Genomic DNA, 24,119 nt, shown 5'->3' with positions numbered 1-24,119 from the left:
GATCACGCAGGCGGTGAAAGGATTGCATGAGCACGCAAACACAAGGTTGACGCCGGCGTTACCGCCAGGGTGGACGGCACAGCCGTCCACCCTGCGAATCAATACTCGACCGCCACTTCCTTCGCCCCCAGCTGCATCTCGAGCGCATACTTCAACTCGTCCGACGGCGCCACCCGCCAGCCATCCCCCAGCTGCAGGGTGCACGGAATCCCCTGCGGCGTCACGCGCAGGCTGACCGGCAGGCCATCCTGCTGGCGGTACGGCTGCAGCACCTCGGCCAGCTTGCTCGGGGCGATGGTGCACGCCACATCCATCTCCAGCTTGTGGCCGTACTGGATGCGCGCCGCCGCGATGTCGAACACCTTTTCGGCGGTGATGCGCAGGCCGCCGTTGAAGCGGTCTTCCGACACTTTACCCACCACCAGCAGGAACTCGTCCTCGCGGAAGATGTTCTTGTTCTGCTCCAGCAGCTCGTTGTAGACCGTCACCTCGACCGTGCCGGTCTTGTCGTCCAGCGAGACGATCAGCAGCTTGCCGCGCTGGGTCATCTGGGTGCGCACGCCGGTGATCACGCCGCACAGCATGCGCGGATCGCGCGACGGCTCCAGGTCCTTCAGCTTGGTCTTGGCGAAGCGCCGCACCTCGGCCGCGTACGAGTCGAACATGTGGCCCGACAGGTAGTAGCCGAGCGCGATCTTTTCCTCGGCCAGCTTCTGGCGGTCGGTCCACGGCGTCGCTTTCACGTATTCCGGCGGTGCCACCAGGTCGCTGTCGTCGCCGCCGAACAGGCTGACCTGGTTGGCGGCCGCCGCGGCCTGGCCGGCCGCTTCCATCGCGAAGCCGACCGATGCCAGCAGCACCGCGCGGTCGACGCCGAAGCAGTCCATGGCGCCGGCGCGGATCAGCGATTCGATGGTACGGCGGTTGATCTGCTTGCGGTCGACGCGCAGGCAGAAGTCGAACAGGTCCTTGAACTTGCCGCCCTCAGTACGCGCGGCGATGATCGCCTCGATCGCACCCTGGCCCGCGCCCTTCACGCCGCCCAGGCCGTAGCGGATGTTCGACACCGGCTTGCCGGTAACGGATTTCGGCTGGCCTTCCGGCGTGAAGCGGAACTGCGATTCGTTGACGTCCGGCGGCAGCAGGGTCAGCTTGCAGACGTCGAGCGCATCCTCGACCAGGATCTTGATCTTGTCCGTGTCTTCCATCGCCAGCGACATGTTGGCGGCCATGAAAGCGGCTGGATGGTGATGCTTGAGGTAGGCCGTGTGGTAGGACAGCAGCGCGTAGGCGGCGGCGTGCGACTTGTTGAAGCCGTAGCCCGCGAACTTTTCCATCAGGTCGAAGATCTCGTCGGCCTTTTCGGTCGACAGGCCATCCTTGGCGGCACCGGCGCGGAAGATCTCGCGGTGCTCGGCCATCTCCTCGGCCTTCTTTTTACCCATCGCGCGGCGCAGCATGTCGGCGCCGCCGAGCGAGTAGCCGCCCACGATCTGCGCCATCTGCATCACCTGCTCCTGGTAGACCATGATGCCGTAGGTCTCGGACAGGATGGACTCGGTGCGCGGGTCCGGGTAGTCGAATTTTTCGCCGTGCTTGCGCTTGCAGAAGTCCGGGATCAGGTCCATCGGCCCCGGACGGTACAGCGCCACCAGCGCGATGATGTCCTCGAAGCGGTCGGGACGCGCATCCTTCAGCATGCCCTGCATGCCGCGCGACTCCAGCTGGAACACGGCCACCGTCTTGGCATCGGACAGCAGTTTATAAGACGGCCGGTCGTTCAGCGGCAGCGACTCCAGGTTGAAATCGGCGTCCGCCGGGTCGAGCGCGCGGATGTAGTTGACGGCGCGGTCGAGGATGGTCAGCGTGGTCAGGCCCAAAAAGTCGAACTTGACCAGGCCGACGGCTTCGACGTCGTCCTTGTCGTACTGCGACACCACGCCGGCGTCGCCGCCCTGGGTGTACAGCGGGCAGAAGTCGGTGAGCTTGCCGGGCGCGATCAGCACGCCGCCGGCGTGCATGCCGATGCCGCGGGTGATGCCCTCGACCTGCTGCGCGAGGTCGAGCAGCTGCTTGACCTCTTCCTCGTTGTTCAGGCGCTCCTTGAGCAGCGGTTCTTCTTCGATCGCTTCGGCAATGGAGACCGGCTTACCCGGCTTGAACGGGATCAGTTTCGAGATGCCGTCGCAGAAGGTGTAGCCGAAATCGAGCACGCGGCCGACGTCGCGGATCGCGCCTTTCGCGGCCATGGTGCCGAAGGTGGCGATCTGCGACACCGCGTCGCGGCCGTACAGGTCCTTCACGTGCTGGATCACCAGCTCGCGCTTTTCCTGGCAGAAGTCGATGTCGAAGTCGGGCATCGAGACGCGTTCCGGATTCAGGAAACGCTCGAACAGCAGGTTGTACTTCAGCGGATCCAGGTCGGTGATCTTGAGGGCATACGCGACCAGCGAACCCGCACCCGAGCCGCGGCCAGGGCCGATCGGGACGCCGTTGTTCTTGCCCCACTGGATGAACTCCGCCACGATCAGGAAGTAGCCCGGGAACTTCATCTTGATGATGGTCTGGTTCTCGAACTCGAGACGCGCGTCGTAGCGCGGCCGTTCCGCCTCGCGCTTTTCCGGATCCGGATACAGCTGGATCAGGCGTTCTTCCAGGCCCTTCTTGGTCTCCGCAATCAGGAAGTCGTCGATGGTCATGCCCGGCGGCGTCGGGAAGTCCGGCAGCTGCGGCTTGCCGAGCGTGAGCGTCACGTTGCAGCGCTTGGCGATCTGCACCGAGTTGGCGAGCGCGCCCGGCAAGTCCTTGAACAGCTCGGCCATCTCGGCCTGCGACTTGAAGCACATCTCTTCGTTGAAGCGGCGCACGCGCTTGGCGTTGGCCAGCATCTCGCCTTCGGCGATACAGACGCGCGCTTCGTGGGCGATGAATTCATTCTTGTTAATGAACTGCACTGGATGGGTCGCCACCACCGGCAGGCCGAGGCGCGACGCCAGCGCCACCGAATGGCGCACCTGCTGTTCCTGGTTGGGCTGGCCGGCACGCTGGATCTCGATGTAGAAGTGGCCCGGGAACATGGCGGCCCAGCGCTGTGCGCACGCTTCGGCCTTGGCCAGGTCGCCGTTCTCGATGGCACACCCGATGTCGCCGAAATGGGCGCCCGACAGGACAATGAGGGCATTCGCCTGCGGCACGTCCGGCTGCAGGGTGGAGGTGCTGGTGGCCAGCGCTTCCAGCCACTCGGTGCGGATCTCGGCGCGGCCCTTGTGCTGGTTGGTGAGCCAGGCGCGCGCCAGCAGGTCGCACAGCTGCAGGTAGCCGGTGTAATTCTTTGCCAACAACAGCAGGCGCGACGGCTTGTCGCGGTTGTCGTCGTTGGTGATCCAGGCATCGACCCCGACGATCGGTTTGATGCCCTTGCCGCGTGCCGCCTTGTAGAAGCGCACCAGCGCAAAGGCGTTGGCCAGGTCGGTCACCGCCAGCGCCGGCTGCTGGTCCTTCACGGCGGCGGCCACGAGGTCGTCAATACGGACCAGGCCGTCGACGATGGAATACTCGGAGTGGACGCGGAGATGGGTAAAAGTTGGCAATGAGGTCGGGGAAGTCATCCTTTCATTTTACCGCGCCCGGGCGGGGGACGGGAGCGCCGGCTTTCCGTTCGGAATGCCGGCGTGGCAAATCCGTCAAATGAAAAAGCCGGCCTTGCAAGCCGGCTCGTGCTGGTTTATAGCAGCGTTACGCCTGCTTGCGGCGGCGTACGAGACCGAGGCCGGCAGCAGCCAGGCCGAACAGTGCCAGGCTGCCCGGTTCCGGCACGGCGTTGACGCTGATGGCGCCGACGTTCAGGCTGACGCCATTGTCGATGTTGACGGTGCGGTAGCCGGCGCTGGTGATCGACGACAGGCCGCTGTCGCCCTTGATCGTGATATCGGCGCCGCGCAGGGAAGCGATTTCATTCGCGGTCGGGTTGACCCACAGGGACAGCGTGTTGTAGTTGCCGCTGCTGTTGCCGCTCTTCGACAGGTAGCCCAGCAGCGCGTAGTGGGTACCGGCCACCAGGTTGCTGCCTGCGAGGAAGGTGCCATCGGTACCGCCCAGGCGCACGAACAGGTCGCTGGTAGTGCCGCCATTGCCGCCATTGGCTTTCAGGCCGAAGCTCGGACCGGTCGAGCTGCCGAAGAAGGCGCCGAAGAAGTCATTGTTGCCGAGGACGCCGCTGTAGGTGAAATCGAAATTGATGTAGACGCCATTTGCTTCCGACACCGCCGGCATCTTGTAGTTTTCGACAGTATTGAGCGCGGTGGTGACGACATGGCCCGTCGTGTCGTTGACCAGCGAAATCGTGTTGGCATTGGCCAAGGTCGACGAGGCGAGCAGGACGGTGGCGAAGAGTGCAGTAATGGCTTTCATGAAGGATTTCCCTAGGAATAATTTGTTTCCTTCATTCAGCAAAAATTATGCCAGATAAATAATTCCTTTACATTTCAATTAGTTAATTTATTTAAAGGCAATTTAGTTTTCTTATTGTAAATTTTTCCGACACTTCAAAACGGTGACGGCGAGCCTTCAGACACGGTCGTGCTCGCCGTTTCGGTACGTGTCGATTCAAAAGTAATAATTGATGGCCGCTCCCACGGTCCACTGGTTTTCATTGCCGCGCGTACGCACGAGCGGGCTGTCGGCAGCATCGTTAAGCAGCCGTTCATAGCGCCCGGCAACCGTCACCGACCAGTGCGGATCGAGTTGCGACGTCAGCGACACCGGGATCCGGATCGACGTCAGCCCGCCCTCGGGACGGAAAGGCACCCCGCCCAGTTCCGGATACAGCGCCAGGTCGGCCCCCTGGATGCCGAAATAACGCTCGGTGAAATGGTCGCTCGTGAAGAACAGGCCGAACCCGGCCGACCCCAGCAGCGGCTTGCCGCCCAGGCCCTGCGGGAAGGGGTAGAAGTAGGTCGCACGGACGTTGCCGGCGGCGCCGCTGTACACCGTATTTGTGGCCCAGGCCGCATCCCCGCTGAACACGATCTTGTGCATGGGATTACCGCCGGGCATCGGCAAGCTGTAGCTGGCAAATACCCCGAGCTCGCTGGCAATCGGGATCCGCTGCATGCGCTGGACGACCTCGTCGTCGACGTCGTTGTCGCGGCTCGGGCGCCCGCGGTAGATGAAACCGGCGCGCACCGTGCTGAGCTGCTGGAAGTTCTGCCCGACATAGCCCGGCACCACGTTCAGCCGCAGTTCCTGGCCGAGCAGTTCCAGCCACAAGCCGTTGCCGAGATTGACGTGCAGGAAGCCCGCCCCTTCGGCGTGATAATCCTCGGCACCATAGAAGTCCGGCACGGCAAACGCCCCCGCCCCTATCATGTTCCTTTCGTCCGGCAGCTCGACCGGAATGACTTCCTGTGCCATGGCGCCGGCACTGCACAGCATGGCACAGCCGGCGGCCCAGGCGGCCCGCGTCAATCTCAGCGTCTTCTTCAGTGTGGTCATGATCGCCCCTTAGGAAACCGAAGCACCCACTGCGGGTGCCCCGTGCATGCAGTTCATCCTAGGGGCATGGGTTGGTGTCGATATTTGCGACGAATCAGAGACGTGGGTGAACTTTTATGAAGGTATTCGCTCGTGGCGCTCCAGTACGCCGCAATCGCGCGCCGCCTTGTGGTGCCACCGCCACGATTTTTATTGCCTGATCGACTCGCCCGGCGTGCTGGAGCGCATGCGGCGATGGCAGGTGCAATCGCTGCAAACGCGACGGTATTTGTATGGAATATGTCCCTGGCCGCTGACCTCGCGCAAGCCCTGACTTATAATAGCGGGCTGTCCGCCAGCACCTCATTTTCTTCCATCATGTACGTCAACATCGCCGCCTACAAATTCATCTCCCTCGACAACCTCGAAGAAATGCGCCCGCAATACCAGGCGCTGTGCGAGAAGCTTGGCCTCAAGGGCACGGTGCTGCTGACGCCGGAAGGGATCAACATGTTCCTGTCCGGCACGCGCGAGCACATCGACGACTACCTGGCCTGGGTCCGCAGCGACGCCCGCCTGGCCGACCTGGAGTGGAAAGAAAGCCTGTCGAACGAGCAGTCGCATCGCCGCATGCTGGTGCGCATCAAGAAGGAAATCATCACGATGCGCATGCCGCTGATCAAGCCGGAACTCGGCCGCGCGCCGTCGGTCGATCCGAAGACGCTCAAGCGCTGGCTCGACCAGGGCCATGACGACGACGGCGTCCCGGTCGTCATGATGGAAACCCGCAATGCCTTCGAAGTCGACGTCGGCACGTTCAACAATACGCTGGACTACCGCATCGACAAGTTTACCGAATTTCCCGCCGTGGCGGCCGCCCACAAGGACGAGTTGCAGGGCAAGACCGTGGTCACCTTCTGCACCGGCGGCATCCGCTGCGAAAAGGCGGCGATCCACATGCAGAACATCGGCTACGACCGCGTGTACCAGCTCGACGGCGGCATCCTGAAGTATTTCGAGGAAGTCGGCGGCGACCACTACAACGGCGACTGCTTCGTGTTCGACTACCGTACCGCGCTGAACCCGAAGCTGGAGCCGACCGAAACCGTGCAATGCTTCGCCTGCCGCGCGGTGGTGACGCCGCGCCAGCAGCTGGCGCCCGAGTATGTGGTGGGGGTGTCGTGCCCGCATTGTGCGAAGCCGGCGGGTGAGGCTTCGAATGCCGACGCCATAGCCGCGCAATAAGAACACCGTCATTCCCGCGGAAGCGGGAATGACGCTTCGCTTCAGCGGAAATACGCCGCCACTTCCCGCACACTCCCCCCATCCAGCGTCCCTGCAGCCGCCCGCAGCCGCAACAACCCGATCAGATACGAATAGCGCGCCTGCGCCAAGTCGCGCTGGCTCGTGTACAGCTGCTGCTGCGCATTCAGCAGATCCAGGTTGATGCGCACCCCGCCCTGGATGCTCTTTTCGGTCGCCGTCATCAACAGCTTGCCGGAGGCCACCGCCTTGTCCAGCGCCTCGATCTTGCGCACGCTCGACTGCACCAGGCTGTGCGCCTTGCGCAGCTCGACCAGCACCTTGCTGGTCCGGGCGTCGAGGTCGGACTGGGCGCGTCCGTAGCCGGCCGCCGCCTGGCGCGTGGCGGCACTCACGGCGCCGCCCTGGTAGATCGGGATGTTGACCTGCACGCCGATCGCGCGGTTCACCGTGTTCTGGGTATAGGTGTTGATCGATTCGGCGTCGCCGCGGCTGTAGGCGGCGACCAGGTCCACGCGCGGGTAATGGCCGGCGCGGTTCTTGTCGATCTCGAGGCGCGCGTTTTCCACCGCCAGGCGCGCCGCCGCCAGCTCCGGGTTGCGTTCGCGCGCGATCTTTTCCCAGTCTTCGAAACTGGACGGCGTGATGCCGGCCGGGCGGAAGTGTTCGCCCAGCTTGTCGAGCGGCCCCGGGTCCATGCCGATGATGCCGGCCAGGGTCTCGCGCGCGGCGACGGCGTTATCCTGCGCTTCGGTCAGCTGGGCCTCGGCCAGCTCGAGCCGGGCCTGGGTTTCCAGCATGTCGGTGCGGGTGCCCTCGCCCTTCTCGAACAGGCGGTCGTTCACGTGCATCTGCTCGACGTACATGTCGCGCGCCACTTTCGACAGCGCGACCTGGTCGTCCGCGAACAGCGCATCCATGTAGGCGCTGACCACGCGCACCGCGACGTCGTCGGTGCTGGCTTCGAAGGCAGCTTCTCCCTGCGCGGCCGCCACCTTGCCCTGGCGGTAGCGCGCCACGCCATCCAGGTTCAGGATCGGCTGGCGCAGCTGCACGCCGGCCGAGCGGCTCAGGTAGTGCGGATGGGTCAGGAAGCGGGCGTCGCCGATGCCGAGAACGTTCTGCTGCAGCGTGTCGACGTCGGCCACGTTGCGGCTCAGCGCATAGTTGGCCGACACGCTCGGCAGCAGCGCGGCGCGGCCGATGACGCGGTTTTCCTTGCTGGCTTCGCGGTCGTAATACGCCATCCGGTAAGCCGGGTCGTTCTTCAGCGCGGCCTCGTAGGCCTGCTGCAGGGTGACGGCGCCGGCTTGCCCCGCCAGCATGACCGACAGCGCGAGCGCCGCGCCGATCTTGAGTTTCAAACGCATGGTACTCACTCTTCGCTCAAGGCCGAACGGGCACGGTCCAGCACCGGCTTGAGCAGGTAATTCATCATGGTGCGCTCGCCGGTTTTCACGAACAGCTCGACCGGCATGCCGGGACGGATGTCCATCCTGTGCTCGGCCACCATGCGCGCGCCCTTCGGCGTCACCTTCACCCGCACCTTGTAGAACGCGGTGCCGCTGCGCTCGTCGACCGTGCTGTCGGCCGCCACCTGCTCGACCACGCCGTCGATGTGCGGCGTGCGGTTGGCATTGAAAGCCGAGAAAATCAGCTCGGTCTTCAAGCCCGGATGCACGCGGTCGACCAGGTTGACCGGCAGCTGGCCCTCGACCACCAGCGCGTCGCCGCTCGGCACGATATCCATCATGCGGAAACCGGCCGGCACCACGCCGCCCGGCGTGAACACGGCCAGGCCGACCACGGTGCCGGCGGCCGGCGCTTTCACTTCCACGTTGGACAGCTCGAACTTCTGCGCCTGCAGGCGCGCCTGCTGGGCTTCGGCTTCGCGCTGGACGTCGGTCAGCTGGGTGCGCACTTCCTTCTGGTAGTCCTGCAGGCGCTGGGCCTTGCGCAGCACGAGTTCCGCCACCTGGCGCTGGGCGCGGCCGATGTTGCCGATGTCTTCCGAGATCGCGCCGCCCAGCTGGGCATAGGTGCGTTCCAGGTCGAGCAGGCGGTTGCGCGCCACATAGCCTTCTTTCGCCAGGTCGCGCATGCCGGCCAGCTGCTCCTTGAGGATGGCGACCTGCTCCTTCTTGCTGTCGCGCGATGCCTGCAGGCCCTGCACCTGGATTTTCAGGCCGGCGATGCTCTCATCGACGCCGGCCAGTTCGTTCTGCAGCGAGGCCTGGCGCGAGGCCAGCAGCCCGCGCTGCAGGCTCATGATGCCGGCGACACGCGCGTCACTCTGACGTTGCTCGAGCGCGTCCGGGAACCTGATCGACCTGGCGCCGGCCTGCTCGGCTTCCAGGCGCGCCTGCACCGCCAGCGCGGTCAGGTACTGGCTGTCGGTCATGTCGACCGCCGACTGCGCCACGACCGGGTTCATGCGCACCAGCACCTGGCCAGCCTTCACCACGTCGCCGTCGCGCACCAGGATCTGCGCGATGGTGCCGCCCGCCTGGTGCTGCACCGCCTGGCGGTTCGATTCCTTGGCCACGGTGCCGGCCATCGGCACGCCCTTGTCGAGCGGCGCCAGCAGCGCCCACAACAAAAAGCCGCCGACGCCCAGCAGGACGATCAGCCAGCCCATGCGCGCATAGGCACGGGCGTCGGTATTCACCTGAGGGACTTCGTTCGGTATCGCGTTCATTGCTTCGCTTCTCCAGTGGCGGCGGCCAGCGGGGCACGCATCGCCTGGGTTTTGCCGGCTGCCCTGGCGGCTTCCTGCACTGCGGCCAGCACCTGCCCGGTGGGGCCGAAGGCCTGCACCGCGCCGTCGCGCAGCAGGAGCAGCTTGGTGGTGACCTGCACCGCGCCCGGGCGGTGGGTGATCATGACGATGGTCTTGCCGCGCTGGCGCAGGTCGGCCACCGCGCCCAGCAGCGCTGCCTCGCCGGCCTCGTCGAGGTTCGAGTTCGGCTCGTCCAGCACCAGCAGCGCCGGGTCGCCATACATCGCGCGCGCCAGGCCGATGCGCTGCTTCTGGCCGCCCGACAGGCCGGCGCCGGCGTCGCCGAGCTGGGTGTCGTAGCCTTGCGGGAATTGCAGGATCATGTCGTGCACGCCGGCGCGCTTGGCCGCCTGCACCACCTTGGCGGCATCGACCTCGCCGAAGCGCGCGATGTTGTCGCTGATGCTGCCGGCGAACAGTTCGATGTCCTGCGGCAGGTAGCCCAGGTGCGGCCCCAGTTCCGTCTTGTTCCATTGATGGACGTCGGCGCCGTCCAGGCGCACCTTGCCGATCATCGCCGGCCACACGCCGACCAGCAGCCGCGCCAGCGTCGACTTGCCGCAGCCGCTCGGCCCCAGCACGCCCAGTACGTCGCCGGGCGCAAGCGCCAGCGACACGTTCTTCAGCACCGGGTTCTTGAGGCCGGGCGGCGCGGCGGTGACGTTGTCCAGCACCAGCGTGCCCTGCGGCGCCGGCAGGGCCATGCCGGCCGCGCGCGCCGGATTCGCGTCGAGCAGCGCTTCCAGGCGCGTCCAGGCGCTGCGCGCGCCGCTGACGCTCTTCCACACCGCGATCACCTGCTGCACCGGCTGCAGGGTGCGGCCGAGCAGGATCGAGGCGGCGATCATCATCCCCGGGGTGATCCTGTTTTCCAGGACCAGCAGCGCGCCCAGGCCCAGCACCAGCGACCCCATCGCCACCTGCACGAACTTGGTGACGGCGCCGATCAGGCCGGCCTTCTGGCTGGCGTCGGCCTGCAGGCCGAGGAAGGTGCCGTGCAGGCGGAACCAGCGCTGGAACAGGTGCGGCAGCATGCCCATCGCTTCGATCACCTCGGCGTTGCGCAGGTTGTTCGTGGCCAGGGTGCCCGCCTGGATCGCCATCGCGTTGGCCTGGGTCAGCGGCGCCCGGGTGACGCGTTCGTTGACGATCGCCAGCACCACCAGCACCACGGTGCCGGCCAGCGCGAACGCGCCCAGCACCGGCTCGAAGATGAAGATGACGACCAGGTAGATCGGGAACCAGGGCGCGTCGAAGAAGGCGAACAGCGCATTCCCGGTGAGGAACTGGCGGATGCTGGTCAGGTCGGCCAGCGCCTGCCCTGCGTTGCCGCCGGCCTGCTTCAGGTTCTGCTCGAAGGCCACGGTGTAGACGCGCTGGCCCAGGCGCAGGTCGAACTGGGCGCCGATGCGCACCAGCACATACGAGCGGATCAGTTCCAGGCCGCCCATGAATAGGTAGGCGCCGACGATCAACAGCGTCAGCATCAGCAGCGTGACTTCGTTGCGGCTGGCCAGCACCCGGTCGTACACCTGCAGCATGTACAGCGAAGGCGCCAGCAGCAGCAGGTTGATGATCGCGCTGAACGCGCCGACCGTGAAGAACGTGCTCTTGAAGGACCGAAGCACCTGTTCGATCTCGCTCTTCTTTTCCAGCGATGTATTCATATGAGGGGGAGTGGCGGGCCGGACAGGGCGGCCTCGATGACGAATCGTGATTCCGAGAAACTTATCCGCGCCAATTATGGACCAAAAGTGTCGCACCATGTGCCTAGTGTCACATTCAATCCGGGTGTTCAGTAGCGCCGGGGTCACATCCATTGCCATACCAAAAATAAAAAATTTCAGACATTAAAGAGATCCAGCCTGTTGAACGGCCCGGGCTGGCGCAGCGCAAACCCGCGTCATGATCCGAGTGACTATCGCCTGTGCATACCGTAGAGTGGTTTTTTCCCTAGCCGGCCCTGCCCGCCATGAACAACGACCTCAGCCGTGCCTTCCCGGCCGCCACGCTGCGCGGCCTGTGGACCTACCGCGGTTTCGTGCTGGGCAGCGTGCGGCGCGAATTCGAATCGAAGACCAGCAACGCCGTGCTGGGCGCCTCGTGGTCGCTGCTGTCGCCGCTGGCCATGATCGTGGTGTACACCGTGATCTTTGCGCAGGTCATGCACGCGCGCCTGCCCGGCGTCGACGCCGCTACCGCTGAAAATGCCCCCTACGCCTATGGCATCTGGCTGTGTGCCGGCATCCTCGGCTGGAACCTGTTCGCCGCCATCGTCGCGCGCGCCCAGGGCATGTTCATCGAGCAGGCCGGCCTGATCAAGAAGATCAGCTTCCCGCGCATCTGCCTGCCGGCAATCGTGGTGCTGAGTGCCCTGCTCGACTTCGGCATCATGTTCGGCCTGTTCACGCTGTTCCTGCTGGGCTCAGGCAACTTTCCCGGCTGGGTCTTCGCCGCGCTGGCGCCGGTGCTGCTGCTGCAGACGCTGCTGGCGATCGGCCTCGGCACCGCCGCCGGGGTGCTCAACGTGTTCTTCCGCGACGTCGGCCCCTTCGTCTCCATCGCCATGCAGTTCTGGTTCTGGCTGACCCCGATCGTCTATCCGGCGGCGATCCTGCCCGAGGGCGTGCGCTCGCTGCTGATCGACTGGAACCCGATGGCGCGCCTCGTAGGGGCCTGGCAGGGCGTGCTGGTGGCGCATACTGCGCCCGACTGGGCCGGGCTGGCGCCGGTGGCGCTGCTGGCCGTGCTGCTGTGCGGGCTGGCGCTGCACCTGTTCCGCCGCCGCGCCGGCGAGATGGCGGACGAACTGTGATGGGCGCGCTCACCGTGGCGGGCCTGGGCAAGGCCTACCGTCAGTACCCGGCGCGCTGGTCGCGCCTGCTCGAGTGGCTGCTGCCGGGCGCGCCGCCGCGCCATACGCTGAAGTGGGTGCTGCAGGACATCAGCTTCACGGTGGCGCCGGGCGAAGCGGTCGGCCTGGTCGGCATCAACGGCGCCGGCAAGAGCACGCTGCTCAAGCTGATCGCCGGCATCACGCAGGCCAGCGCCGGCAGCGTGCAGCTGCAGGGGCGCCTCGCCGCGCTGCTGGAACTGGGCATGGGCTTCCATCCCGACTTTACGGGCCGCCAGAACGCCGTCATGGCCGGCCAGCTGCTCGGCATGGGCGCGGCGGAAGTCGTGCGCCTGATGCCGCAGATCGAAGCCTTTGCCGAGATCGGCGACTACATAGACCAGCCGCTGCGCGTGTACTCGAGCGGCATGCAGGTGCGCCTGGCGTTCGCGGTAGCCACCGTGCGCCGGCCCGACATCCTGGTGGTCGACGAAGCGCTATCGGTGGGCGACGCCTACTTCCAGCATAAAAGCATCGAGCGCATCCGCCAGTTCCGGCGCCAGGGCACGACGCTGCTGCTGGTCTCGCACGACAAGCAGGCGATCCAGTCGCTGTGCGACCGCGCGCTGCTGCTCGACGGCGGGCGCCTGGTGCGCATGGGCGCGCCCGAGGAGATCATGGATTACTACAACGCCCTGATCGCCGAGCGGGAGAATAATCAAATGCGCGCCACCGTGCGCGTGATCGACACCCCTGCCGGCAAGCTGCAGACGATCTCCGGCACCGGCGAAGCCACGGTCGCCGACATCGCATTGCTGGACGAGCACGGCGCGCGCGTGGAAGTGGTCGACGTCGGCGCGCCGGTCACGCTGCGGGTGACGGTGCGCGCGCACGCGACTATCCCGCGCATGGTACTCGGCTACATGATCAAGAACCGCCTCGGCCAGCCGATGTACGGGACCAATACCCACCTGAAGGAACTGCCGCTGGCCGACGTCGCCGCCGGCGAGGACGTGGTGTACCGCTTCGCCTTCCCGATGAACCTGGGCCCGGGCAGCTATTCGGTGGCCACCGCCATCGTCAGCACCGAGACCCACCTCGTCAACAATTACGAATGGCGCGACCTGGCACTGCTGTTCACGGTGGTGAACATGCGCCGCCCGTATTTCGAAGGATCGGCCTGGCTCGACCCGGCCATTGCCATCGAACGCACTTCCATCACCGCGTGAGCCGCGCATGCCTTTCCTGTCCTATTCCCAGAACAACGAAGACGTGCTGCTGTGGCGCGCCCTCGGCGACATCGACCCGCAAACCGGCTTCTACATCGACGTCGGCGCCAGCGACCCGGTCGAGCATTCGGTCACCAAGGCCTTCTACGACGCCGGCTGGCGCGGCATCAACATCGAGCCGCTGCCGGCGCACGCCGCCGCCTTCGCCGAACAGCGCCCGCGCGACCTCAACCTCGCCATCGCCGCCGGCAGCGCCGAAGGCAGCCTGACGCTGTACGACGTGCCGGCGGTGCGCGGCTGGGCCTCTCCGGAACCCGCGGTGGCCGCCATGCACCGCGCCGCCGGCCATGCCGTGGCCGAGCTGACCGTGCCGGTGCGGCCACTGGCGGCGGTTTGCGCCGAGCATGTGCGCGGGCCGATCCACTTCCTCAAGATCGACGTCGAAGGCTTCGAGGGCGAAGTCTTGCGCGGCATGGATTTCGCGCGCTGGCGGCCGTGGGTGCTGGTGATCGAGGCAACGCTACCCAACAGCCGCGCCACCTGCCACGAAGGCTGGGAACCCCTGGTCACCGGCCACGGCTACCGCTTCGCCTGGTTCGACGGCCTGAACCGGTACTACGTTGCGCCGGAACATGCGGCGCTGCTGCGCCACTTCGGCGTCCAGCCGAACGTGTTCGACAACTATATCTCCTATCACCTCGAGCGCGCCTGGGAAGCCACCCGCCGTAGCCAGCAGGCGCTGCAGGCCAGCGACGCCAGGCTGGACGAAGCGCTGCGCCGCGCCGATGTGCTCGCGCACGAAAAGCACGGCGCGCAGGCCGAGGCCGACGCCGCCCGGTCCGCGGCCGCGGAAGCCCAGCGCGGCATCGCCGCGGCCCAGGCCGATGCGCTGCAGCTGCGCGCGGCGCTCGACGCGCTACGGACGGCAAGCGCCGAGGCCCAGGCAGCGACCATCGCGGCCCAGGCAGCCACGATCGGGGCCCAGGCCGAAGCCCTGCAGGCGCGCACCGATGCCACCCAGGCATGGAGGAGAACCACGCAAGCGCTGGCCGAAGCTGCCGCGGCGCGCATTGACACCGTGCAGGCGCGCGATGCCGCCGCCGGTGCCCGTGCCGAGACTGCCCAGGCCCGCCACGCCAGCGCCGCGGCCCAGGCCGAGGCCGCCCAGGCACGTACCCAGGCCGCTGCGGAGCGCGACCAGGCCAGCCGCGTCCGGGCCGAGCTGGTACGTGCACACGCCGCCAGCGCCCGCGCCCATGCCGGGATCGCCGAAGCCCAGGCCGAGATCGCCCGGCTGCACGGCGAATACGAGCAGGCGGTGGCCAATGGCCGCCAGGTGGCGGCATGGGCGCACGACCTCGAACAGCGCTTGCTGGCGACCCTGGCCAGCCCCTCGTGGAAGCTGACCGAGCCGCTGCGCACGCTCGGCGCCTTTGCCCGGCGCCTGCACGGTGCCGGCCTGGCACGGCGCGCGCTGCAGCGCGTCGTGCAGCACGCGAGCAGCAGCGAGCGGATGCGGCGCACGCTGATCCCGGTGCTGCTGCGTTATCCGGCACTGAACCGGCGCGTCTCCAGCCTGCTGCGGCGGGTCCGGCAGGCGCCGCCCGTCGCCACCGCCGGCGCGGCCGCACTGGCGGTGCCGGAAGACCTGCGCCACCTGCCGGCGTCGGCCCGCAGCGTGCTCGCCGACCTGCGCCGTGCGCGCGGCCGGCAGAAACAACAGGAAGGCAAGCCATGCGCATCGTGATCGACCTGCTGGACGGCCCCGATGCCGTCGATGCCGCCGCACTGGCCCAATTGCAGGCACTGGTACGCAGCGCCGCCGCCAACGACATCCGCGTGGCGCTGCCGGACGACCCGGCCGCCGGCGATGCGCTGGAGCGCGCCTTTGCCGGCCTGCTGCCGCGCACGCACCTGCGCCCGTTCGCGCTGCCCGGTGATGCCCGCTCGCCGTCCCTGCTGCCGCCTTCCCTACGGACACTGCTGCGGCGCCATGCGCTGGCCGGCCTGGCGCCGGACGTGGTGCTGGTGGCGCGCGCACCCGAAGCCGCTGACGATACGCTGCCGACCGTGGTCCTCGATCCCGAAGCGGACGCCGCCACCCTGCTGACCCGCCTCGCCGCCACCGCCGCCGAACGCATGCCGCCGTCCACACCGGCCACCCGGCCACGCCTGGCCTACGTCTCGCCGCTGCCGCCGGAACGCTCGGGCATAGCCGACTACAGCGCCGCGCTGGCTCCGGAACTGGCGCGCTACTACGACGTCGAGCTGGTGGTCGGCCAGGCCGATGCGCGGGACGACGACGACACGCGTCCGCGCGACGCCCGCCTGGACGCCCTGCCCCGGCGTCCGGTCGACTGGCTCAGGCAGCACGCACACGACTACGACCGCGTGCTCTACCACTTCGGCAACGCGCCGATGCACAGGCACATGTTCGAGCTGATCCGCGACGTGCCCGGCGTGGTGGTGCTGCACGACTTCTATTTCGGTAACGTGATCGATCATCTCGACCACCAGGGCTACCTGGCCCAGGGCTTCGTGCGTGCCCTGTACGAATCGCACGGCTATACCGGCCTGCTCGGCCTGCGCCGCGAGGGACGCACGCCGGCCGTGTGGGCCTGGCCGGTCAACCGCGGCATCCTCGACCATGCGGCCGGCATCATCGTCCATGGCGAGTATCCGAAAACCCTGGCGCGCCAGTGGTACGGCGCCGACGCCGCCGAGGGCTGGCGCACCATCCCGCTACTGCGCGCCATACCGGCATCGCGCGCAGCAGACGCAGATGCAGATACAGACGCCCGCAGCGAAGCGCGCGCACGGCTCGGCCTCGATCCCGGCGACTTCGTCGTGTGCAGCTTCGGCATGCTCGGCCCGACCAAGTTGAACAAGGAGCTGGCGGCGGCCTTCCTGGCCTCGCCGCTGGCGCAGGCGCCGTCCTGCACCCTGGTGTTCGTCGGCGAGAACGATCCCGGACAGTACGGCGCCGAACTCGCGGCGGCGATCCGCGCCGCCGGCGCCGCGGGCCGGATCCGCATCACCGGCTTCGCCGATGCCGGCACCTATGCCGGCTGGCTGGCCGCCTGCGACGCCGCCGTGCAGCTGCGCCGGGCCTCGCGCGGCGAGACCTCGGCGGCCGTGCTCGACTGCCTGCTGTACGGCGTGCCGACCATCGTCAACGCGCACGGCGCCGCCGCCGCGCTGGACGAGGACATGGTGCTCAAGCTGCCCGACCTGCCGGACTCGGCCGCCCTCACCGCTGCGGTGGCGGCAGCGCTGGGCTGCCTGCATGCGGATGCCGCGCTGCGGGCCCGGCTGTCGCGCCGCGCCGCCGCCCACATGCGGGCCGAGCATGCGCCGCAACATGCCGGGCGCCAGTGCGCCGAAGCGATCGAGCACTTCGCGCGCCATGGCGAACCCGCCGCCTACCGCGCTTTGGTAGAGGGCGCGGCCGCACTGTGCCCCGCGCTGTGCCCCGATGAGGCGCTGCCGGCCCTGGCCGCGGCCATTGCCTTCAACCGCCCGCGCGCGGGGCCGCGCCAGCTGCTGGTCGACGTCTCGGCGCTGTTGCTGGACGACCTCAAGACCGGTATCCAGCGCGTGGTGCGCAGCATCCTGCTGGCCCTGGTCGCCGAACCGCCGCCCGGCTACCGGGTCGAGCCGGTGTTCACCCCCGGCGCCAACCGCGGCTACCGCTACGCCCGCCAGTTCGGCCTGGCGCTGGCCGGTGCGGCCGGCCCGGGTGCCAGCGGCGGCCTGGCGCTGGAAGACGCGCCGCTCGACCTGCACCCCGGCGACATCTTCTTCGGCCTCGACCTCTACCTGAGCGGCACCGCGCAGAACGAACAAGCCCTGCGCGCGATGCGCGCACGCGGCGTAGCCCTCTACTTCTGCATGTACGACGTGCTGCCGATGCTGCGCCCGGACGCCTTCCCGTTCGGCACCGAGCAGCACTTCGGCGCGTTCCTGCGCACCGTGCACCGCGTGGCCGACGGCGTGCTGTGCATCTCGCGCGCAGTGGCCGACGAGCTGGCCGGCTGGATCGAGGCCGAGGGCCTGGCGCCGCAGCGCGCCGGGCGGCCGCTGCAGCTGGGCTGGTTCCACCTCGGCGCCGACATCGATGGCGGCGCACCCGCGCGCGCTCCGGCACCGGACAGCCCGGCCGCGGCGGCCGCGCTGGCGGCACTGGCGGCGCGCCCGACCTTCCTGATGGTCGGCACGGTCGAGCCGCGCAAGGGCCACGCCCAGGCGCTGGCCGCGTTCGAGCTGCTGTGGGCCCAGGGTGTCGACGTCAACCTGGTCGTGGCCGGCAAGGAAGGCTGGATGGTCGAAGCGCTGATGCAGCGCCTGCGCAGCCATGCCGAACGCGACCAACGCCTGTTCTGGCTGGGCGGCGTCCGAGGGCGAAGGTTTCGGCCTGCCGCTGATCGAGGCGGCGCGCCACGGCATCCCGATCGTGGCGCGCGGTTTGCCGGTATTCCGCGAAGTGGCCGGCGACCATGCGCATTATTTCGAAGGCCGCGACGCCGGCGACCTGGCGCGCGCGCTGGCGGAATGGCTGGCCCTGTGGCGTGCCGGCGAGGCGCCGTCGTCGGCCGGCATGCCCTGCCTGGACTGGAACGCCAGCGCGCGCCAGGCCATGGAGGCCATCGTCGGCGGCAAATGGTACCGCACGGTCTGAACAACACCGGTGCTTGGGTGCGCTCCCTAACAGTGCGTCCATCTTCCCGCTACTACAATCATCGACAATACACCCAACGGGGACGCTGCGATGGTAATGGGTAGCAACAAGGAAGAAGGACTGGAAAAACCCCTCGATGAAAAAGGCGGCCAGAGCGCAGGCGTACCTGCGTCCGGCGAGGTCGAAGGCAATGCCTACAGCCCGCTCGGCGCGCCTGGCATCAAGCACTGGCAGGCCAGCTTCATCAGCCGCGAAGGCTTACAGGACCGCAACAACGTTTTCTTTGCCGCCGTCGAGATGACGCGCATGCCGATGGTCGTCACCGATCCGCGCCAGCCCGACAATCCGATCGTGTTCGCCAACGGCGCTTTCTTCGACCTCACGCATTACAAGGAAGAGGAGGTACTGGGACGCAACTGCCGATTCCTGCAGGGGCCGGACACCGACCGCGGCACGGTCCGTGAAATCCGCAAGGCGATCGATGAGCAGCGCCCGGTCTCGGTCGACATCCTGAACTACAAGGCCGACGGCACGACCTTCTGGAATGCGCTGTTCCTGGGTCCGGTGTTCGACACCGAGGGCCAGCTGCTGTACTTCTTCGCGTCGCAGATGGACATTACCGAGCGCCGCAGCTCGCAGGACGCCTACCTGCAGGCGCAGAAGATGGAAGCGATCGGCCAGCTGACGGCCGGCATGGCGCACGACTTCAACAACCTGCTGCAGGTCATCAACGGCAACCTGGAAGTGGCGCTGGTCAGCTTGCACAACCCGAACGCCGCGCGCGAGGCGCTGGTACGCGCCCAGCGCGCCGCCATGCGTGCCGGCAAGCTCACCCAGCAGCTGCTGACCTTTGCCCGCAAGCAGCGGCTGGAACCGAAACGCCTCAACATCAATTCACTGGTGGTCGAGTTTTCCGAGATGCTGGTACGCACGCTGGGCGACCGGGTCGAGCTGCGTCTCGACCTGCGGCCCGGCTTGCCGGCCTGCCTGCTGGATCCGACCCACCTCGAGATGGCGCTGCTGAACGTGTTGATCAATGCGCGCGACGCCATGCCCGAGGGCGGCGAGGTCAGTGTCGGCACCGCGATCGTGCGCGAGGAAGACCGCATCCACAAGCACAGGCTGCCGCCCGGTACCTACGTGACCCTGTGCGTGATCGACAAGGGCAGCGGCATGCCGCCCGAAGTGCTGCGGCGTGCCACCGAACCCTTCTTCACCACCAAGGGTCCCGGCACCGGCCTCGGCCTGGCGATGGTGCACGGCTTCGTGCAGCAGTCGCACGGCAAGCTGGAAATCGAGAGCGAACCGGGCAAGGGGACGACGGTCAAGATGATCTTCCCGGTGGCCGACAACGCGGCCGACACCGCGCACGCGGTACGCCAGAGCGACGCCTCGAAGACGGGATCCTTGGGCATGGCCGCCGACAAGCCGAGCGTGCTGGTGGTCGAAGACAACGACGACGTGCGCGAACTGGCCGTCAGCGTGCTGGGCCTGGCCGGCTACACGGTGCTCTCGGCATCCAGCGGCGAGCAGGCGCTGCAACTGATCGAAGGCGGCGCCGAGGTCAGCCTGCTGTTCACCGACGTCATCATGCCGGGCGGGATGAATGGCCTGGAGCTGATCGAGAAGGCGCGCAGGCGACATCCGGGCCTGCCGGTGCTGGTCACCACCGGCTACATGGACGACCTGCCGGAGCGCGGCCGTTCGACCGACCTCAAGATCCTGGCCAAGCCCTATCGCCACGAGACGCTGCTGGAACAGGTGCAGGCGGCGCTGAAGTAAACGGACAAGGGGCGCTGCGGCGCCCCCTTTTTTTCAGCGCCGCACGGCGCCCCTTCTACATCGTTTGCCGGCTTACTGCTTCGGCAGGCCACCCAGCAGCGCCGCCAATTTCTGCTTCGGCTTGGCCTGGCTCGACGCCTGGGCCGGTGCCGGCTCCTGGCGCGGCGCCGCCGACGGCTCGTACGGCTTCAGGAACCACGGATCGACTTTCTCGCGGCGCGGTACGAAGCCGCGCCCACCGCGTTCACCACGATCGCCGCCGCGGTCGTAGCTGCGCGGCGCATCGGCGCGCGGCGCATCGGTACGCGGCGCATCGCCGTCGCGGCGCGGGCCGCGCGCACGGTCGCCGTAGCGTTCGTTGTCGCGTTCGCCGCGCGGGCCGCGCGTCGGTGCCACGTAGCCGGTCAGCTCGCCGCGGGTGATGGTCTGCTTGATCAGCTTCTCGATATCGGCCAGCAGGCGCTCGTCCTTGTCCGAATAGACCGACAGCGCATCGCCGGTGGCGCCGGCGCGGCCGGTGCGGCCGATGCGGTGCACGTAATCCTCGGCGTTGTACGGCAGGTCGTAGTTGATCACGCACGGCAGGTCGGTGATGTCGAGGCCGCGCGCGGCGACGTCGGTCGCGACCAGCACGTCGATCTCGCCGTTTTTGAAGGCGTCGAGGGCCGCGATGCGTTCCTGCTGGGTCTTGTCGCCGTGGATCGCCGACGCCTTGATGCCGGCCTGCTCCAGGGTGCGCGACAGGCGCGAGGCGCCGATCTTGGTGTTCGAGAACACCAGCACCTGCTTCAGGTCGCGCGAGCGGATCAGGTGCTGCACCACGTCGGCCTTCTGCGCTTCGTCGACCTTGTACAGGATCTGGGTGATCGAAGTATTGGTGGCGTTGCTGCGCGCCACTTCGATGGTCAGCGGGTCGTTCAGGAAGCTCGAGGCCAGCTTCTTGATCTCGGGCGAAAAGGTAGCCGAGAACATCAGGTTCTGGCGCTTTTTCGGCAGCAGGTTGATGATGCGCTGCAGGTCGGGCAGGAAGCCCATGTCGAGCATGCGGTCGGCTTCGTCCATGACCAGCATCTGCACCTGGCCGAGGCTGATGTTCTTCTGCTCGACGTGGTCGAGCAGGCGGCCCGGCGTGGCGATCACGATCTCGACGCCGCGGCGCAGGATCTCGGTCTGCGGCTTCATGTCCATGCCGCCGAAGACGACGGTGGAACGCAGCGGCGTGTGCTGGGCGTAGGCCTTGACGTTGTCGGCGACCTGGATCGCCAGTTCGCGGGTCGGGGTCAGGACCAGCGCCCGCACCGCGTGGCGCGCCGGCGACATGCTGGTGTTCGCATGCGGCAGCAGGTTCTGGATGATGGGCAGCGAGAAGCTGGCGGTCTTGCCGGTGCCGGTCTGGGCGGCGCCCATGACGTCGCGGCCCTGCAGCACGATAGGGATGGCCTTGGCCTGGATCGGGGTCGGATGCACGTAGCCCTGGTCCGACAGCGCGCGCTGGATCTCGGGCGCCAGGCCGAAATCGGCAAAGCGCACAGTCGGTGCGCCGGCGGCGTCAATAATGGTCGGTGTTTCAGACATGTGTTCTTTCAGGCATTAAATCGTTGCGTCTATGACCTGACTGCACGGCAGCGCTGCAGCCCTGGCATGGCCAACGCGGGAAAACCGGGGTGACGGGACGCGCGCTCGCGGCGGATCGCGGTGGCGGCTTGGGACGTAGACGCGGACAAAGGGAGTCTAAACCGCGCTCAAGGTTACCCGAAATTGCAACCCCTGTATATGGAATCCTTTGTTTTCGCACGCCGTCTGCCCGATATTTATGCACAAGTTCGCTTTACATCGTTTTACCTGGCTTTACAAATGGCAATCTTCATTCCCTCTTTTTGCATCCGATAATTGATATAACAGAACATAAACAAAGGAATGTCATGGTTGCCAGCGTCAGCAATAGCACAAGCGGTGTCTCGAACTGGACCGATTCGGTCTTTTCCAAGCTCGACACCAAGAACCAGGGCTATATCGACAAATCGGACCTGGCCACTGCCCTCTCGGCCACCGGCGACAGCAGCGGCAACGGCGACACCAGCGCGGTCGACGACATGTTCGGCGCCATCGACGGCGACAGCGACGGCAAGGTCACCAAGAGCGAACTGAGCGAAGCGGTGAGCAAGCTCTCCGACCAGCTCAACGCCCAGTTCGACGCGTCGCGCATGCAAGGCGGCATGCCGCCGGGTCCGCCGCCCGGCGGGGCGCCGTCGGATGAAGCGGCAGCGGGGTCGGATGACGGCAGCGTCAGCGTAGCCGATGCCGCCGGTGACATGGCGCCGGCGGGCGGCATGCGCGGCGCCGGCGGTCCGCGCGGCGGCGGCAGCGCGGGTGGCGCCGGCGCTGCGGAAAGCACCGACAGCACGGACAGTACCACCAGCACCGACTACGTCGCGGCAGCCGACACCGACGGCGACGGCACCGTCAGCGACGCCGAGCAGGCGGCCTACGACAAGAAAGTCGCGAGCGGCGAAATCGACAAGAACGGGAACAGCACCGAAAGCGGCTCGGCGTCCGGGACCGGACCGGCACGCGAGAAAGACCCGGCGCGCGAACTGGCGCACGCGCTGCACATGCTCAAGGCGTATGCCGACAACAGCGGCGACGCCGATGCTTCGGCCGCCTCGACCGCCGGCGTCAGTGTCGAAGCCTGAGGCTGCCTAAGCCCGGCATCACTTCCCGCCCGGCCAGCCGCGGTCGCGTGCCGCGCGCTCGGCCGGAGCGTCCAGCGTGCCCCCTGCGATGCGCTGGTCGATCGCATCCAGCACCGCCGCCGGCAGCGCGCTGCCGGCCTGGCGGTAGGCCCCGGCCTGCGCCTGTTCGGCTTGCGCCATGACCGGGATACGCCATTCGCCACCCTCGCGGCAGGCGAACCCGCCGGTCGTGCCCAGCATGAAGCTGCGGCAGTAGGCGCCATCGCGGTCGCGGAAACTGACGCCCAGGCGCACCGCGTCCGCCTGCGCCGGCTCGGCGGCCAGGCGGTGCGACAGGGCATCGGCCAGCTCACCCTGCGCCACCATGGCGCCGCCGCGGCGCCCGAACGGCGCCTGTCCGGCATTGTCGAACGCCTGCCAGCCCAGCGCCCCGGCCAGCACGCCGACCGCCAGCGATGCCGCCAGCGCACCCCAGCGCGGCCGGGCCGGTGCCGGGCGTGCGGCCTGCGCCTGCCGCGCCGCGCGCCGGGCTTCCAGGCTGTGCACGGTGGCGGCACCGGCTTCGGCAACCGGCGCAGATACAGGCTTGGAAGCGGGCTTGGAAGCAGGCTCGGTAGCTGTCGCCGGCGCCGCAGCGGGCTGCAGGCGCGCGGGCACCGGTTCGTCGAGCACGCCCGCAAAGGCGGCGAACACGTCGCCACGCAGGGCGCGGTGGCGCCGTACCGCCTCTTCCACACGGGGATCGGCCCGCATGGCTTCTTCCACCCGGGCCGCCAGCGCGGGTTCCAGTTCGCCGTCGGCGTACGCCATCAGGGTCTCGTCGGAAAAGCTCATTCCTTGTTCCTTGTTCGGTCGGACAATAATGCCTGCAGCGCCTCGCGCGCCCGCGCCAGCCGGCTGGTCAGCGTGCCCATCGGGATCTCCAGCACCTCGGCCGCTTCCTTGTACGGCATGCCGTCGACCAGCACCAGGCCGATCACCATGCGGTGCTCCTCGGACAGGCGGCGCAATGCCTGTTCGATCGCCATGCGCTGCTGCTGCGCCTCGGCGCGGTCGTCACCGACATGTTCCCCCTCTTCTTCCGGCGCGAACAGCTGGTCGCGCCGGGCGCGCGCACGCACCTCGTCGATCCAGGCATTCTTCACGATCCGGAACATCCAGCTGTCCAGGCGCGTGCCCGGTTCCCACTGGGCGCTGCGGGTCAGGGCACGCTCGACCGCGATCTGCACCACGTCGTCGGCATCCTCGCGGTGAAAGGTGATCGAACGCGCGAAACGGCGCAGGCGCGGCAGCAGGGCAGCGATGTCGTTTTCCAGCGAATTACTCATGGTCACGATGGGAGAACGTGCGGGCGAGGGATTTTATTCCACGCCCCGTTCGTTATAGTTGC

General features: G+C 67.4%; 16 protein-coding genes and 1 pseudogene. 8 read left to right on the top strand and 9 right to left on the bottom strand.

What is annotated here, in order from left to right; all coding sequences use genetic code 11:
• Positions 1-98: 98 nt before the first annotated feature.
• The 3 genes from dnaE to FBX97_RS12440 form a co-directional block, all read right to left on the bottom strand.
• Entirely contained in the window at positions 99-3,608 is a 3,510-nt protein-coding gene (gene dnaE, locus FBX97_RS12450) for a DNA polymerase III subunit alpha (RefSeq protein ID WP_141832033.1), read from the bottom strand.
• Positions 3,609-3,735: 127 nt separating this feature from the next.
• The gene (locus tag FBX97_RS12445; RefSeq protein ID WP_141832031.1) at positions 3,736-4,410 is read right to left on the bottom strand and encodes a PEP-CTERM sorting domain-containing protein; all 675 of its coding nucleotides are present in this window, start codon (positions 4,408-4,410) and stop codon (positions 3,736-3,738) included.
• 195 nt (positions 4,411-4,605) lie between these two features.
• On the bottom strand, positions 4,606-5,493 hold the full coding sequence (locus FBX97_RS12440; protein WP_141832029.1) for a MipA/OmpV family protein: 888 nt from the start codon (positions 5,491-5,493) through the stop codon (positions 4,606-4,608).
• A 357-nt stretch (positions 5,494-5,850) separates the two neighbouring features.
• Here FBX97_RS12440 and FBX97_RS12435 point away from each other — a divergent pair, with 357 nt between their 5' ends.
• Positions 5,851-6,717, top strand: coding sequence for a sulfurtransferase (locus tag FBX97_RS12435; RefSeq protein ID WP_141834387.1), 867 nt, complete (start codon positions 5,851-5,853; stop codon positions 6,715-6,717).
• Positions 6,718-6,758: 41 nt separating this feature from the next.
• Here FBX97_RS12435 and FBX97_RS12430 read toward each other — a convergent pair whose 3' ends face one another.
• From FBX97_RS12430 to FBX97_RS12420, 3 genes are read right to left on the bottom strand one after another with little or no spacing between them, the layout of a single operon-like run.
• A complete protein-coding gene (locus tag FBX97_RS12430; protein WP_141832027.1) occupies positions 6,759-8,105 on the bottom strand; it encodes a TolC family outer membrane protein in 1,347 nt (448 codons plus the stop codon).
• A gap of 5 nt (positions 8,106-8,110) precedes the next feature.
• Positions 8,111-9,433, bottom strand: a complete 1,323-nt coding sequence (locus tag FBX97_RS12425) for an HlyD family type I secretion periplasmic adaptor subunit (RefSeq protein ID WP_141832025.1) — start codon at positions 9,431-9,433, stop codon at positions 8,111-8,113.
• On the bottom strand, positions 9,430-11,181 hold the full coding sequence (locus FBX97_RS12420) for a type I secretion system permease/ATPase (protein WP_141832023.1): 1,752 nt from the start codon (positions 11,179-11,181) through the stop codon (positions 9,430-9,432). The genes FBX97_RS12425 and FBX97_RS12420 overlap by 4 nt, the downstream gene beginning before the upstream one ends.
• Positions 11,182-11,486: 305 nt before the next feature.
• Between FBX97_RS12420 and FBX97_RS12415 the strand changes: the two genes are divergently transcribed.
• The 6 genes and pseudogenes from FBX97_RS12415 to FBX97_RS12395 all read left to right on the top strand — a co-directional run bounded on the left by FBX97_RS12415 (position 11,487) and on the right by FBX97_RS12395 (position 20,036).
• The gene (locus FBX97_RS12415; protein WP_141832021.1) at positions 11,487-12,329 is read left to right on the top strand and encodes an ABC transporter permease; all 843 of its coding nucleotides are present in this window, start codon (positions 11,487-11,489) and stop codon (positions 12,327-12,329) included.
• The gene (locus FBX97_RS12410; RefSeq protein WP_141832018.1) at positions 12,329-13,576 is read left to right on the top strand and encodes an ABC transporter ATP-binding protein; all 1,248 of its coding nucleotides are present in this window, start codon (positions 12,329-12,331) and stop codon (positions 13,574-13,576) included. Before FBX97_RS12415 ends, FBX97_RS12410 begins: the two co-directional genes overlap by 1 nt.
• 7 nt (positions 13,577-13,583) lie before the next feature.
• Positions 13,584-15,323, top strand: coding sequence for an FkbM family methyltransferase (locus FBX97_RS29855; RefSeq protein WP_221631798.1), 1,740 nt, complete (start codon positions 13,584-13,586; stop codon positions 15,321-15,323).
• Positions 15,311-17,905, top strand: a pseudogene (locus tag FBX97_RS30475) (hypothetical protein); the annotation flags it as partial. The gene FBX97_RS29855 and the pseudogene FBX97_RS30475, both read left to right, overlap by 13 nt.
• 25 nt (positions 17,906-17,930) lie before the next feature.
• A complete protein-coding gene (locus tag FBX97_RS30125) occupies positions 17,931-18,254 on the top strand; it encodes a glycosyltransferase (RefSeq protein WP_370457271.1) in 324 nt (107 codons plus the stop codon).
• Positions 18,255-18,350: 96 nt separating this feature from the next.
• Positions 18,351-20,036, top strand: coding sequence for a histidine kinase famiy protein (locus tag FBX97_RS12395; RefSeq protein WP_255517444.1), 1,686 nt, complete (start codon positions 18,351-18,353; stop codon positions 20,034-20,036).
• 72 nt (positions 20,037-20,108) lie between these two features.
• Here the strand turns inward: FBX97_RS12395 and FBX97_RS12390 are convergent, their stop codons facing one another.
• Positions 20,109-21,611, bottom strand: a complete 1,503-nt coding sequence (locus FBX97_RS12390; protein WP_141832014.1) for a DEAD/DEAH box helicase — start codon at positions 21,609-21,611, stop codon at positions 20,109-20,111.
• A gap of 347 nt (positions 21,612-21,958) precedes the next feature.
• On the opposite strand from FBX97_RS12390, the gene FBX97_RS12385 reads away from it, so the two are divergent.
• Entirely contained in the window at positions 21,959-22,729 is a 771-nt protein-coding gene (locus FBX97_RS12385; RefSeq protein ID WP_141832012.1) for an EF-hand domain-containing protein, read from the top strand.
• An 18-nt stretch (positions 22,730-22,747) separates the two neighbouring features.
• Here the strand turns inward: FBX97_RS12385 and FBX97_RS12380 are convergent, their stop codons facing one another.
• Both FBX97_RS12380 and FBX97_RS12375 read right to left on the bottom strand, forming a co-directional pair.
• Positions 22,748-23,563, bottom strand: coding sequence for an anti-sigma factor (locus FBX97_RS12380; RefSeq protein ID WP_141832010.1), 816 nt, complete (start codon positions 23,561-23,563; stop codon positions 22,748-22,750).
• Positions 23,560-24,057, bottom strand: a complete 498-nt coding sequence (locus FBX97_RS12375; protein ID WP_141832008.1) for an RNA polymerase sigma factor — start codon at positions 24,055-24,057, stop codon at positions 23,560-23,562. Before FBX97_RS12375 ends, FBX97_RS12380 begins: the two co-directional genes overlap by 4 nt.
• Between the last annotated feature and the right edge of the window lie 62 nt (positions 24,058-24,119).

This window comes from Herbaspirillum sp. SJZ107 (assembly GCF_006715485.1).
Taxonomy (GTDB): domain Bacteria; phylum Pseudomonadota; class Gammaproteobacteria; order Burkholderiales; family Burkholderiaceae_D; genus Telluria.
This window is presented reverse-complemented; position numbering and strand designations above follow the sequence as displayed.

Excerpts from the sequence above, each read along its gene's own strand:
- FBX97_RS12425 (WP_141832025.1), bottom strand. The coding sequence starts at position 9,433 with ATGAACGCGATACCGAACGAAGTCCCTCAGGTGAATACCGACGCCCGT.
- FBX97_RS12395 (WP_255517444.1), top strand. The coding sequence starts at position 18,351 with ATGGGTAGCAACAAGGAAGAAGGACTGGAAAAACCCCTCGATGAAAAA.
- FBX97_RS30125 (WP_370457271.1), top strand. The coding sequence starts at position 17,931 with ATGCCGAACGCGACCAACGCCTGTTCTGGCTGGGCGGCGTCCGAGGGC.
- FBX97_RS12440 (WP_141832029.1), bottom strand. The coding sequence starts at position 5,493 with ATGACCACACTGAAGAAGACGCTGAGATTGACGCGGGCCGCCTGGGCC.
- dnaE (WP_141832033.1), bottom strand. The coding sequence starts at position 3,608 with ATGACTTCCCCGACCTCATTGCCAACTTTTACCCATCTCCGCGTCCAC.
- FBX97_RS12380 (WP_141832010.1), bottom strand. The coding sequence starts at position 23,563 with ATGAGCTTTTCCGACGAGACCCTGATGGCGTACGCCGACGGCGAACTG.
- FBX97_RS12415 (WP_141832021.1), top strand. The coding sequence starts at position 11,487 with ATGAACAACGACCTCAGCCGTGCCTTCCCGGCCGCCACGCTGCGCGGC.
- FBX97_RS12385 (WP_141832012.1), top strand. The coding sequence starts at position 21,959 with ATGGTTGCCAGCGTCAGCAATAGCACAAGCGGTGTCTCGAACTGGACC.
- FBX97_RS12375 (WP_141832008.1), bottom strand. The coding sequence starts at position 24,057 with ATGAGTAATTCGCTGGAAAACGACATCGCTGCCCTGCTGCCGCGCCTG.
- FBX97_RS29855 (WP_221631798.1), top strand. The coding sequence starts at position 13,584 with ATGCCTTTCCTGTCCTATTCCCAGAACAACGAAGACGTGCTGCTGTGG.
- FBX97_RS12390 (WP_141832014.1), bottom strand. The coding sequence starts at position 21,611 with ATGTCTGAAACACCGACCATTATTGACGCCGCCGGCGCACCGACTGTG.
- FBX97_RS12445 (WP_141832031.1), bottom strand. The coding sequence starts at position 4,410 with ATGAAAGCCATTACTGCACTCTTCGCCACCGTCCTGCTCGCCTCGTCG.
- FBX97_RS12420 (WP_141832023.1), bottom strand. The coding sequence starts at position 11,181 with ATGAATACATCGCTGGAAAAGAAGAGCGAGATCGAACAGGTGCTTCGG.
- FBX97_RS12410 (WP_141832018.1), top strand. The coding sequence starts at position 12,329 with ATGGGCGCGCTCACCGTGGCGGGCCTGGGCAAGGCCTACCGTCAGTAC.
- FBX97_RS12435 (WP_141834387.1), top strand. The coding sequence starts at position 5,851 with ATGTACGTCAACATCGCCGCCTACAAATTCATCTCCCTCGACAACCTC.
- FBX97_RS12430 (WP_141832027.1), bottom strand. The coding sequence starts at position 8,105 with ATGCGTTTGAAACTCAAGATCGGCGCGGCGCTCGCGCTGTCGGTCATG.